This is a genomic window from Aciduliprofundum boonei T469, assembly GCF_000025665.1.
Classification (GTDB): Archaea; Thermoplasmatota; Thermoplasmata; order Thermoplasmatales; family Aciduliprofundaceae; genus Aciduliprofundum; species Aciduliprofundum boonei.
The window spans coordinates 1,088,166-1,100,491 of sequence record NC_013926.1 but is presented as its reverse complement, the minus strand read 5'-3'; the positions used below and the strand labels follow the sequence as shown (position 1 = coordinate 1,100,491).

Here is a 12,326-nt window from a genome sequence, read left to right as displayed (position 1 = left end):
TTAATGTATGAACCATAGGAGAATGGATGCTCTGTGTAGAATGCGGTAAGAGAGAGGCAAAGTACGATGGCCTATGCGAAGTGTGTTTTCTAAAGAAGGTTAAATTCACCAGCTTGCCTCAGCATATGGAGGTTATCAGATGCCCTCATTGCGGGGCTATAAAATTCAAGGGTGAATGGAAGAGATTGAGTGAGGAAGATATGCTAAGGGAATTAATTATTAGAAATTTAGATACTTTACACGAATATGATTCACTAGAACTCGATTTTGAAACCAGAGATTATGAGGGAGATATTGAACTCCACGTCATATTTGACATAAAATACAAGGAGTTAAATGTGAAAGAAGAGCATTATTCAATTGTCCATACAAAGTATGAATCCTGTCCCCGATGCAACAGATACTTTGGCAATTATTTTGAAGCGATACTGCAGATAAGGGGTACGAGAGAGAATGAGCTTGAGAGTGTAGTGCGATACACTCACGAAAGATTGGAGCATTATGCTAGGAAGAACGAGAACTTATTCATCACGAAAGAAGAGGGCAAGCATGGTGGTTGGGATATTTACATAAGTGATAAAAAAGAGGCAAAGAAGGTTGCTGAAGAACTTTGCAGAAAGTATGGTGCTGCGCTGAAAGAATCCCCCAGTATAGTTGGTAGGAAAGATGGCAAGGATGTATATCGTATGACATACTCTGTTCGTCTTCCAGATTACAGGGTTGGAGATGTAGTTGAGGTTGATGGGGAGTATTATTTGATAGGGCATGTATCTGGACACTATGTGAAAGGCATATCCTTGAAAGATGGAAGGGAGAAAACATTTGATGCGAGAAGGCATAAGATAAATTTGCTAAAAAAGAATAATGAGTTGGAAGAGGCGATAGTTATATTCTCTAAAAATAATGAAGTGCAGGTCATGGATAAAGATTACAGGACTATAGATGCAATTTCTGCAAGAGCACTCAATTCAGGGGAGAATGTTAAAATTGTGAGAATTAACGAGAATGTTTATGTGATACCATGATAGTAGTGGTAGTACCTTTAAAAGATGGCAAGTTTCTCATGGTAAACAATCCAAGAAGGGGCTGGGAATTCCCCGGGGGTAGAGTTGAGAATGAAGAAAATCCTCACAAAGCTGCCTTGAGAGAGTGCTACGAGGAGGCGGGAATTATATTCAAAAATTTGAGATTCATAAAGAGCGAAGGGGATATTTTACTGTTTGCTGGAGAGATTGAAGAGATTAAAGGGGGAGAGATGGATTGGCAATTATTTGAAAATTTACCTACCAATCTCTCATTTTCAAGAGATGAAGCTGTGAGGTTTTTAAAGTTTGCTGGTATTTATATATAGGAAAATTTTTTAAATGACTTCAGCATACCCAATTATGCTATTAGAATTGATATTGGTTCTGGCAATTTTGGCCTCTCTCTATATGTCTTGGAACATTGGTGCTAATGATGTTGCAAATTCTATGGGTACTTCTGTTGGAAGTGGTGCATTAACACTGAAGAGAGCAATTCTTGTAGCAGTTACCTTTGAATTTCTCGGTGCTGTACTTGTTGGAAAGCATGTGACGAATACAATCGCCAAGGGCATAGTCAGTCCTACATTAATAAACCCTCATGTGTTGATGATTGGCATGTTCGGTGCCTTAATTGCTGCTGGATTGTGGGTTACAATAGCAACATATTTAAGATTGCCAGTATCTACAACTCAATCTATTGTAGGTGCGGTTATGGGATTTGCCATAGTCATAAATATGGATTTGATTCACTGGAATGTTGTTGGAGATATAGCAGCAAGCTGGGTTATTTCACCGCTTCTTGGCGCACTGATGGCTTACATATTCTTCATGATTCTAAAAAAATTCATATTTTCAAAGGATGACCCTATAAAAGAGGCAAAGATCGTTATGCCATTCTTCATATTCTTAACAGCTGCTTTAATTGCCATGTCCATTCTATTTAAAGGTCTCAAAAATATAGGATTGGATTTGGGACTTTGGAACTCTCTATTGATATCCATAATTGTGGGAATAATAGCAATGATTATTGGCTATGCCTTGCTGCGTCGCTATAAAGAGGACCTTATGGAAAAGGATAAATACAAAAAATTAGAGAATTTCTTCATTTACTTGCAAGTCATGACTGCTGCAAGTGTGGCATTTGCCCATGGTGCTAATGATGTAGCGAATTCAGTTGGACCATTAGTTACCATTGTGGACATATACAACGGAGTGCCCATAGGCTCACATGTCACCATTCCTCTCTGGGTTCTAGTGCTTGGAGGATTTGGAATAGTTATTGGTATATCTACTTGGGGGTACAAAGTTATAGAAACCATTGGTAAGAGGATAACCGAGATAACACCAACTAGGGGATTTGCAGCCGAACTAGCCGCAGCATTTACCGTTCTTGTATTTTCAAAGCTCGGAATGCCAGTATCTACTTCGCAAGTTATAGTTGGCTCAGTTATGGGAGTTGGCTTGGCAAGAGGAATAGCAACTGTGGATTACAGGGTGATAAAGAATATACTTCTTTCTTGGGTGTTTACCCTTCCCGTAGCGATGGCATTTTCCGCAGGAATATTTTTATTGTTTAGGTATATATTCTTGGGGTGATTGAAAATGAAATTTATAAGAACTCCAATAATTGAGACGCTTAGAAAATCACCTTTTGAGGCGCTCATAGACCACGCCAAAATAGTAGAAGAGGCTGCCCAGATGCTTAAAGATGCGTTTGAGGATTATTTAAAAGGCAATTATGAGGATTTTGAAAAGGCAAAAAAGGTAATTGAAGATATGGAGCTTAAAGCGGATTACATCAAGAGCAATATAAGGAATCATCTACCTAAAGGAGTCTGGATGCCCGTTGACCGCGGAGTTTTTCTCTCACTTCTCTCAGAGATGGACAAAGTCGTGGATTTGATTCAGGATGTTACAGAGTGGCTATCATTGAGGGAGAAGCCCATTCCCAAAGAGCTGGAAGATCCCTTTAGAGAACTATTTGCGAAGGCATTAGAGTCCATACAAATTTCTGGCAAGGCAATAGATGCTTTGAATACTGTGATTGAGTCATCGTTCTTGGAAAAGGAGAGAGAGAATGCGAAGAAAGTAGTGCACGAGTTGCATAAAGTTGAGCATGAAAGTGACATAATTGAGAGAAAATTGACGCGCCAGATATTTGCCCTCGAAGAGAAGATAAGCCCTGCTGCTCTTTTCCATCTAACCAAACTCGTATTTCTCTTGGGAGACATAGCCAACCATGCTGAGAACGCTGGAGATAGAATAAGGGCCCTTATTGCCCGATAATTTATTTATATCCTATTTTTGTAGATGAGAGTATGATTACAGTAATGACCCATATGGATGCTGATGGCGTCATCTCTCTTTCACTTTTCCTTAAGAAGATTGGAGGTGCTAAAGTTAGAGCTTATTTTACCTCTCCCGTGCAGTTGAGAGATACAATTTGCAGGTCTGCTAGCGGTAAAAGGAGCTTGGGAGAACTGTACATTTTTGATATTGCAGGTGAGAACCGTGCTATTTATGCGGCTGCCATGTATGATATGGTTGTTTGGATAGATCACCATGAGTGGAATCCAGAGGTATCGTTACCTCATGTGAAGATACATATTGATAGCAAGGCCAAGAGCGCAGCAAAGGTGGTGGCAGAGTTCTTCGGCATATCTTCAAAATTAGTGGATATAGCTAATCAGATAGATACAAATGATGTAAAGGACGAAATTGCTGAAAATATACGCACTATAATCGGTGCCTTAAGATGGAAGTACTCTGGGAGAGAGTTAAATATAAAACTTTACAAGCTCGCAGAGGAATTGATGAATGAAGATTTCGAAAATCTTGCTCAATATAACAATATGATTAAAGAGTATGGGACATGGTTAGATAATTTAAAGAAAAGAGTTAAGAGAGAAATAAAAATATTCAAAGTTAAGGATTTAAAAGTAGCAGTTTTTGAGGCATTAGAATCTGTGCCTGTTTACATAATAAGTAATATGTTATCTAATGATCCCCGAGGACCTTTTGATATAATATTGGTCTTGATTTACCGTGCTGGAAAATACAATCCTGCAACGAAGATGGAGTTTAGAACCCATACAGATGTGGATGTATTGAAAATTGCAAAGTTCTACGGAGGAGGAGGGCATCGAAAGGCAAGTGGGGTGACGGTAAACGATATTGTAACTGTACCTGAAATTTTAAATGCTATTGAGCTCCTTTACTCATAGATTCATATCTCAATTTTAATTCACAGGCCTTACATATATCTCCTGTGGTTGGCTCTCCACATATCTTGCAAGGATGAAGCTGCGCCGAGTATTTCTCTTCGATATATTCTTTTATCTCATCGAAGAAATTCAAAATGGCAAATTTTACAGCAGGATCCCTTTCCTCTAAAGAATTCAGAAATTCCCTATAAACATCTCTAACAGCAAGATGAGCATATGGACACCTTTTTGGATAGTAGGGTATATTTGCCAAATTCATATAAAGACGGACTTCATTCTCACGAACCCTTCTTAAAGGAATTATGCGGGGTATAAAACCTTCACGAATTTTTTTATGAGGTGCTAATCTAGCCAGCCTTGCAGTATCACCCCTCGTGATGTTCATTATTATTGACTGTGCTATGTCATCTAGGTTTAATCCTAAAATCAGGTAATTTGCACCAATTTCCTTGGCATACATATTGAGCACTTTCCTACGAAACACACCACAGTATGTACAGGGCTTTAATTCTTTATCAACTCTTGCCACATCATCGGTTGTTATCCCAAGGTATTCTTTGAATGTTATAACCTCATGCTCAATTCCAAGCTCTCTGGCATATATATTGGCAACTTTAGCGCAATTTCTCCTGAAATCGCCTATTCCCTCATCAACAGTTACCGCAACAAGTTCTAAATCTCTCCACTTTCCAAAAATCTTGTGCATTTGGTACATGGTTAGCATACTATCTTTTCCACCTGAGACAGCGATTAGAATCTTATCTCCCTTTTTAAAATGTGCCTGCTCTCTTATTTCTCTCTTTACCTTTCTATCTATGAACTCCAAAAAATGCTCCTTGCAAAGGCGAGTTCCTGCGTATCTTATCTCTGCAACTGCCTCTTTCTCGCACTTGGTGCACTTCATTATTTGGCATAAAAGAAACTATTATTAAAAGATTAAGAAAAATAAAAGAAAAGTTTTGGTTTACTGTTTATTTTGCTTTTCTTTCTCTTCCTTCTGCTTCAGGTATTCCTGGAACTCTTCGTACTCTTTTCTCTTTCTCTCTTCCTCTTGCATCTGCTGGAATTTTTGCTCCTTCTGCATTTTTTCCATTTCCTTCTGCTGCTTCTTTGCTCCCTGCTCAAACCACTTTCTGACATTTGGCGTGAATAGGTAGATCAGGATTATTATGCTTATTATTGTGCCTATTGGAACATTGAACAGGCCTATGATGGCAAATATAATTGCCCAAACCCAAGCTCCAGGCATTCCCTTTTTCAATCCAGCAGCAATTCCAAAGTACAACCCTGCTATGATTATCGAGCCGATCCAGCAGCACACAGAATTAAACATCCAGCTGGCCCATGGTATGTAGCCCTCTATTTCCTTGTAGTATACGCCTAGCCAGTACATGTAGAATATCGGGTATATCAGCCAGAATATTCCCCCTAGAATGTAGAGAATAGAGAGAACTGATATTCCCTTTGGTTGTTCTATTTCTTTTTCAGTCATTTTCCCCACCTGCCCTCTCTTATAGAACTTAATATATAAATACTTTCCTACACAAATTTATCCAGTTGCCCAAGAGATCTCTATTTTCTTTATTACCCATCTTCCCCATAGCAATGCAAATATGGATGCGCACCAGTTCGCAAGAACAATGCCAATCCAGATGCCAGGTAACCCCATGTTCAAATATATTCCGATGAAGTATGCAAATACAATTTGAAGAATTAGAGTCCTTATTATAGTTTGAAGAAGAGAGTATGTGCCTTTGCCTATACCCCTAAACATGCTTGAGGTGAGCATCCCAGAGGCAACTCCCGGGAAGTAAAGCACTATGTAATGCAGGAACTCGATTATTCCCGGAGCTAAATGTGATGAGCTCTCCGAGTATGTGAATAGATAAGTAAATTGAGGAGCAAATACTCCTATTATCACCCCTGTTATCACTCCAACTACAGTTCCTATTTTGATTGCGTAGTAATAACCAGTTTTTAAATTTTCTATGTTTCTTGCCCCATAGGCAGCACCTGTAACCGATGTAACTGCAGCAGCGAATCCCATAAGGGGAACTATGGCGAGCATAACAATTCTCCATCCACCAGAGAACACTGCCATGCCGTAATCTCCGCCTGCCATAATAACTATTGTGTTCAAAATTATCATTGTGAATGACATAGAGAGCTGAGAAAGGGAAGAAGGCAACCCAACTTTGAAAATCTCCTTGATTATATCCTTTTTGATTTTAAAGTATCTGAGGCGAAGCTGTACATAGGTATCTTTCTTCACAATTAGCCAGTACATTATTACGAGGGCTGAGAGGATGATAGAAATGATCGTTGCCACAGCAGCACCTACAACGCCCATATTAAGAGTATAAATGAAGATGGGGTCAAGAACTATGTTCAGAATCGAACTTATTAACATCACATACATAGCCCTCTTAGTATCCCCCTCCCCACGAAGTATGGCGTTTCCCAAACTGGATAGGAACATAAAAGGTGAGCCAATTATGATTATTTGTCCGTATTGAGTTGCTAATTCGGCCGTTTTTGGGCCTGCCCCCATTGAAATGAATATGGAGTGTAGGAATGGAAACATTGAAAATCCTATGAGCATTCCTATTAATGTGCCTATTATAATTGTATGGTCCCCGATATTTCCCGCTCTCTTTCTATTTTTAGCCCCTATGGATCGTGATATTGCGGAGCTGCCTCCAACACCGATACCCATTGCTAAGGCGGATAAAATCATCATAAAAGGCATGAATATACCCACAGCGGCCAGAGAATCTTGACCCAGTCCAGAGACCCATATCCCGTCCACAAAATTGTACAGGGTTTGAACAAATCCACCTATTATTATCGGTATTGCCAGTTTTATAATGGCTTTTTTAGGATCTCCAAGGAGTGTTTTCACATTTTTGTTTACTTTTTCATTCATTCTCTCTCATCCCAATATCTTCAATCTCCTCATGCATCCTGTTTATTATTTTTGCAATTCTCTTTTTCTCATCTTCTCCAATTTTATGCATATTTTTTATTAGTTTTTCAATATCTTTTACTAACTTCTTTCCGCCCATAGAATAGAATTCTCCAAGATTTTTTAGCATAGTTTTTGCTTTTTCAAGATTTTCCTTATTCTCCTCCAGATACTCGATACCCTTGGGAGTGATAGAATAAATTTTTTTATCTCTCTCCCCCTCCGCGCAAATCTTTATAAGACCACTCTTTTTCAAGGACGATAGAGTTGGATATATAATCCCAGAACTAGGCTTTCCAACCCCATAAATCTCATCAATCTTTTCTGAAATACCGTAGCCATGGAGCTCTGACTTCCTCAATATGTCAAGAATGATCAATTTCAAACTCTTTGTTTTGGGTTCTTTCATTATATCACCAGATATATCGATTTACATATCATCATACATATCAACTATTTAATGATTTCCCAGTTTCAAGATGCTGCCTGTTTTAACTGGGATGTATTTGTTTTCATAATGTCTCATTATATAATTCTCCCCACTCATTCCTGTGCAATGCGCTGGGGCTATGTATTCTGCTATCTTAGCCAGATTATCAATTGTGGATTTGGATGGGAAATGAAAACCTCCAATTACCATATATATTTTCTCTCCCGTGAGTTCTTTTAATTTCTTTGCGAGAATATCCACACCTGGATGACTGCAGCCAACAATCACAATAACACCTATGGAATCAACTTTTATACCTATTGCCTGCTCTCCAATAGTACCTGTTGGCCCAGAGGACCATACATCCTCTTCTATCTCTTTCCCCTCTTTTACAGGAATCCCTTTCAGCCCCCATTCTTCTATAAATGGGAGAACCTTTGATGGCACATAGATTTTTAAATTATTTGTGATTTTGCCCAAGTAGTTGAATCCGCCATAATGGTCTCTGTGGTAATGGCTCAGAACTGCAAAATCTAAATTTTCCAAATTTACTCCCATCTTCTCTGAATTGTATTTAATTATCTTTCCTCTTGTATCTGCATCAAAAATGAATCTCCATTTCTCCGATTCAACTATTAAGCTCCAGCCCCAGTCGTTCTTTAGTCCAACTTCCTTTTTATTGTCGTTCAACACAGTTAATCTCAAATTCTTGACCATAATCGAATTACTGAAAACATTTTAATATTGTTTTCCATGGCTCTCTATGGCTGGACTAATACTCGCTTTAGATGTAACGGACAGAGAAAAGGCGATTAATATTGCAAATGAGGTTGCGGATTATCTACACGCCATAAAAATTGGCTGGCCTCTTGTAATGGCAGCAGGTATGGATATCATTGATTCACTTTCGCAAATAAAACCGATAATATGCGATTTCAAGGTTGCAGATATACCAAATACCACAAAACTTATAGTTAGGGAGGCAAGAAACCATGGGGCAATGGGCATTATTGTTCACGGGTTTGTGGGTAGAGATTCCATCAAAGCGGCCGTAGACGAGGCAGGAAAGATGAAAGTTTATGTTGTAGCTGAAATGTCACATCCAGGAGCACTTGATTTTATGCAAAAGCATACTGATGATATTGTTTTGATGGCCAAGGAGGTGGGAGCGGCAGGATTGATTGCTCCTGCCACTAGGCCTGAAAGAATTACACACATACGCTCTCTTGCAGGTGATATGGAGATACTAGCCCCCGGGGTTGGGGCTCAGGGTGGCAGTGCTAAGGAAGCGATAGAGGCAGGTGCTACACATATCATAGTTGGAAGGAGAATATATGAGGCAAACGAGCCTGCCAAGGCAGCCAAGGCACTCTACGATGAGCTCACACTTTAATTATTCCAGCGATAATCAGGATAAATAGTATCAGGCCTAAGGCAATCAAAACTGTGCTTGCAACTTGAGCATATAAAATAAAACGGTAAAATTTTATACGCTCTTCAACATCTTTCCCCTCAACCCATTTTTTAGGAAGAGGACCGCGCATTTTCCTTCGCCGCTAATATAGCTTTAATTCTCTTTCTTCTAAAGAAGTCCTCACGCTCACGCTCGTCTAGAACGAGTTCAATGTATTTCTCCGTTGCCTCAAATCTTGGAATGAAAATGTGCTCTAAGGCATTCACCCTTCTCTTTGTTTTCTCTATCTCTATCGCCAGATTCTCAAGTGCCCCCTCAATTTCAGCAAGTTTTACCAAGTCCTTGAGAAGCTCTCTGAATTTAAACGCAGCCTCATCCAACTTTGAAGAAGTGCTTAAGAATCCATAATCAAGTTTTTTCTCTATGTCCTTTATTTCCATCTGAGGAGTGAGAACACCCATAATGTTCAGGGTGGTAGCCTCTACCTCCCCATAATTTTTAACCTGCCTTGCCACATCTGCAACTGCGGTATCTCCCATAATCATTTCAGCTTCAATTAATGAATTGAAAGCATCTTTCAGTTTAGAATCAACTTTTTTCCTCAAATTCTCTCTAACATCGATAATCTGAAAGAATTGTGAAATTAAAGCGTCTCTTTTCTCGCTTAGCAATTTATGGCCATTCTTTGCCAGCTGCTTTTTCTTGCGAATCTCTAGCAATTGCATCCTGGTGGGTTTTACACCTTCGATTATCTCTGCCATTACCGGTGAATGATTTTATTTATAATTATTTTTTGCTATGATAGCACAATGTATATCCTTTTGTTTTTCTTTCCCTTACTCTCATATTTTTGCAACTCTATCTTTCCTATCTCTGCCAAATGTTTAACATGCGTGCCTCCATCTGCTTGAATATCAAAGCCCTCTATTTCTACTACCCTTATTTTATCATATTTCTCGTACAACTTTGGATTTACTCTCATAAGTTCTGGCCTGTTTTTGAACTCTTCCTTGCTTATGAAGTACCATCTCACCGGCAAATCCTTTTTTACAACTTTATTGCTCTCTTCAATTATCTGCATTGCTAATTCTTTACTCATATTCTCAAATGACAAATCTAATCTCGCTCTACCTTCATATAGCTGATTTCCCGTGATCACTACCCCAAATTGCTGATAAGCAACACCCGAGATTACATGTACAGCCGTGTGGGTTCTCATTATTTTGTATCTTCTCTCCCAATTTATTATCCCCTTTACTTCTTCTCCAATTTCTGGCTTTTCACCTTCTATCAAGTGTAAAGCGTCTTCTCTTCTCACTCCTGTTACCACATACTCTTTTCCATTTGCGATTATCTTGCCAGTATCCGCAGGCTGGCCACCGCCACCAAGATAAAAGGCAGTCCTATCCAGATATATTCCCTCATCGCTTCTATCAATAACCCTTGCTTTAAATTCTTTTAAATAAGAATCTTCTAGGTACAAAAGCTCCGTGTTCATAAAAAGATTATGGAGAAAAGATGTTTAAAATTTATGCTTTCAATTTTGCCATTATTTTTTCAAGTACTTCCTCCTTCCTTTTAGCAATCTCATTCAACAGTTCTTCGGCCTCCTTTGCAGTTTTTTCTTTGTACTCTTCATCGTTCAATCCTCCAAGGTTTATCATCACATTTAGATAGGCACTGTATGCGGCCGTATAACCGCTTAAAGCTGCTACTCCCGCATCGCTTATAGCGTTAACATTTCCCTTCTCAGCCAGCTCATCTGCAAGCTCCATTATATTCTTGCTGAGTTTCAGAGTTTGCATAGGTACTTCAATTGCATTCTTTGTGGCTTCCTGGATTTTTTCATCTCTTATCTTTCTCTCCTCTTCACTTTTCTTTGGCAATTTTAAAGCGGCCATAAAGGCATCAAACGCTTTTGTATCTTCATCCACCAACTTCAAAAATTTGTATTTGAGCTCCTGTGTCTCGTTGCCAATTCTTAGCATGTCTTCCCAAGCATCCTTGTACTTCTTCTTCCCATAGGTTAAATTTGCCACCATTGAGGCGAGGGAGGCACCTAAAGCGCCATTTATGGCCGCTACGCTTCCGCCGCCAGGCGCAGGTGAATCTCTGGATAATTCATCCATAAACTCTTTTATCTCCATATCCACGAGCCCCTTCTTTCCCTCTAATTTCTCGATTTTATACTCAATTATCTTCTCAGTTGGCTCAAATGGTGCAACATCGTTCAATCCCAAGGAGATAATTGCCTCATGCACTATGTCCTTCTCCGGAACTGCATCGCTCTTCCCCATCTTGCGTAGGAAATGACGCCCTACATCAAGCATTGCCTCTAGAGGAACCAAGCCAACAATCTCGCTACCCGTAACCCTTAACCCGAGAGCCCTAGCCTCGTCTTCGCATGTTTCAAATACTTTCCATAGTGGGGTTTTGTGGAAATTCGTCAGGTTTATTGAAATTTGTGCTCTTTCATACTCATCAATGTACCATCCTATTGCCTTTACATACTTCAGTTTTCCTGGAACTTGCACTCTAGAGCCGTCCTCCATTTTCTTTTTGTACCCTCTCTCCCTTATCACTTTGGCAATTTTATTTGCAAGTTTTTTATCTTTCGTATTCAAATTCACATTGTATGCAATTAAGAAATCTCTTGCACCTATCACAGTTGCCCCCGTCTTTGCAATATTCTCATTCCATTTCGCTGGACCAAAATCAGGTTTCCACTTCTCATCTTTCAATTTTTCTGGTAAACCCTCATACTCTCCTGCCCGTATATCTGCAAGATTGCGGCGATAGTCCTCCTTCGCAGCGTATTCGTAAAGATACACAGGTATGCCAAGTTCCTCGCCTACTCTTTTTCCAACCTCCTCTGCAATTTTAACACAATCTTCCATTGTAACTCCCTTTACAGGCACAAATGGGCATACATCTGTAGCACCCATTCTGGGATGCGCACCGTGATGATATCGCATATCAATTAACTCTGCAGCCTTTTTTATTCCTCTAAATGCTGCTTCTTTAACTGCCTCTGGAGTGCCCACAAAAGTTACCACAGTTCTATTCGTTGCCTCGCCTGGATCCACATCAAGAACATAAACATCTTCAACTTCTTTTATTGCGTTAACTATCTCTTCAATAACCTTCATATTTCTTCCTTCGCTGAAGTTTGGAACACATTCTACAATCCTATCCATATTACCACCATGGGAGGATAGAGAGCAAGTATTATAGGATTTTGGGAAATATAAAATATTATATCGTTATT

The 12,326-nt window shown here is 39.3% G+C and carries 14 protein-coding genes; 6 read left to right on the top strand and 8 right to left on the bottom strand.

The window, feature by feature from the left end; translation table 11 throughout:
- Positions 1 to 26: 26 nt before the first annotated feature.
- Genes ABOO_RS05805 through ABOO_RS05785 form a run of 5 tightly spaced genes read left to right on the top strand, consistent with a single transcriptional unit; the run spans position 27 to position 4,249 of the window.
- Complete coding sequence (locus ABOO_RS05805; protein ID WP_008085692.1) at positions 27 to 1,025, top strand: 60S ribosomal export protein NMD3; 999 nt, start codon at positions 27 to 29, stop codon at positions 1,023 to 1,025.
- Positions 1,022 to 1,351 (top strand): NUDIX domain-containing protein, encoded by a 330-nt coding sequence (locus ABOO_RS05800; RefSeq protein WP_012997348.1) that lies wholly within the window; start codon positions 1,022 to 1,024, stop codon positions 1,349 to 1,351. The genes ABOO_RS05805 and ABOO_RS05800 overlap by 4 nt, the downstream gene beginning before the upstream one ends.
- Before the next feature lie 13 nt (positions 1,352 to 1,364).
- Positions 1,365 to 2,621: an inorganic phosphate transporter gene (locus tag ABOO_RS05795; RefSeq protein ID WP_008085654.1), complete on the top strand. Its 1,257-nt coding sequence runs from the start codon at positions 1,365 to 1,367 to the stop codon at positions 2,619 to 2,621.
- Between the two features lie 6 nt (positions 2,622 to 2,627).
- On the top strand, positions 2,628 to 3,311 hold the full coding sequence (locus ABOO_RS05790) for a TIGR00153 family protein (RefSeq protein ID WP_008085650.1): 684 nt from the start codon (positions 2,628 to 2,630) through the stop codon (positions 3,309 to 3,311).
- 32 nt (positions 3,312 to 3,343) lie between these two features.
- The gene (locus ABOO_RS05785; protein WP_012997346.1) at positions 3,344 to 4,249 is read left to right on the top strand and encodes a DHH family phosphoesterase; all 906 of its coding nucleotides are present in this window, start codon (positions 3,344 to 3,346) and stop codon (positions 4,247 to 4,249) included.
- Here ABOO_RS05785 and ABOO_RS05780 read toward each other — a convergent pair.
- Genes ABOO_RS05780 through ABOO_RS05760 form a run of 5 tightly spaced genes read right to left on the bottom strand, consistent with a single transcriptional unit; the run spans position 4,227 to position 8,361 of the window.
- A complete protein-coding gene (locus tag ABOO_RS05780; RefSeq protein WP_008085699.1) occupies positions 4,227 to 5,153 on the bottom strand; it encodes a TIGR00269 family protein in 927 nt (308 codons plus the stop codon). The genes ABOO_RS05785 and ABOO_RS05780 overlap by 23 nt on opposite strands.
- 60 nt (positions 5,154 to 5,213) lie before the next feature.
- On the bottom strand, positions 5,214 to 5,741 hold the full coding sequence (locus ABOO_RS05775) for a hypothetical protein (RefSeq protein WP_008085625.1): 528 nt from the start codon (positions 5,739 to 5,741) through the stop codon (positions 5,214 to 5,216).
- 57 nt (positions 5,742 to 5,798) lie between these two features.
- A complete protein-coding gene (locus ABOO_RS05770) occupies positions 5,799 to 7,175 on the bottom strand; it encodes an MATE family efflux transporter (RefSeq protein WP_008085636.1) in 1,377 nt (458 codons plus the stop codon).
- Entirely contained in the window at positions 7,168 to 7,623 is a 456-nt protein-coding gene (locus ABOO_RS05765; protein ID WP_008085639.1) for a PadR family transcriptional regulator, read from the bottom strand. The genes ABOO_RS05770 and ABOO_RS05765 overlap by 8 nt, the downstream gene beginning before the upstream one ends.
- 48 nt (positions 7,624 to 7,671) lie before the next feature.
- Positions 7,672 to 8,361, bottom strand: a complete 690-nt coding sequence (locus tag ABOO_RS05760) for an MBL fold metallo-hydrolase (protein ID WP_008085708.1) — start codon at positions 8,359 to 8,361, stop codon at positions 7,672 to 7,674.
- Between the two features lie 46 nt (positions 8,362 to 8,407).
- Between ABOO_RS05760 and pyrF the strand changes: the two genes are divergently transcribed.
- Entirely contained in the window at positions 8,408 to 9,037 is a 630-nt protein-coding gene (gene pyrF, locus ABOO_RS05755; RefSeq protein ID WP_008085585.1) for an orotidine-5'-phosphate decarboxylase, read from the top strand.
- A 131-nt stretch (positions 9,038 to 9,168) separates the two neighbouring features.
- Here pyrF and ABOO_RS05750 read toward each other — a convergent pair whose 3' ends face one another.
- The 3 genes from ABOO_RS05750 to ftcD are packed head-to-tail and all read right to left on the bottom strand — an operon-like array spanning position 9,169 to position 12,255.
- The gene (locus ABOO_RS05750; RefSeq protein ID WP_008085743.1) at positions 9,169 to 9,819 is read right to left on the bottom strand and encodes a V-type ATP synthase subunit D; all 651 of its coding nucleotides are present in this window, start codon (positions 9,817 to 9,819) and stop codon (positions 9,169 to 9,171) included.
- A 35-nt stretch (positions 9,820 to 9,854) separates the two neighbouring features.
- Positions 9,855 to 10,556 carry an alanyl-tRNA editing protein gene (locus ABOO_RS05745; RefSeq protein WP_008085736.1) on the bottom strand — a complete coding sequence of 234 codons (702 nt, stop codon included), beginning with the start codon at positions 10,554 to 10,556 and terminating at the stop codon, positions 9,855 to 9,857.
- Positions 10,557 to 10,587: 31 nt separating this feature from the next.
- Positions 10,588 to 12,255 carry a glutamate formimidoyltransferase gene (gene ftcD, locus ABOO_RS05740; RefSeq protein ID WP_008085649.1) on the bottom strand — a complete coding sequence of 556 codons (1,668 nt, stop codon included), beginning with the start codon at positions 12,253 to 12,255 and terminating at the stop codon, positions 10,588 to 10,590.
- Positions 12,256 to 12,326: the final 71 nt, after the last annotated feature.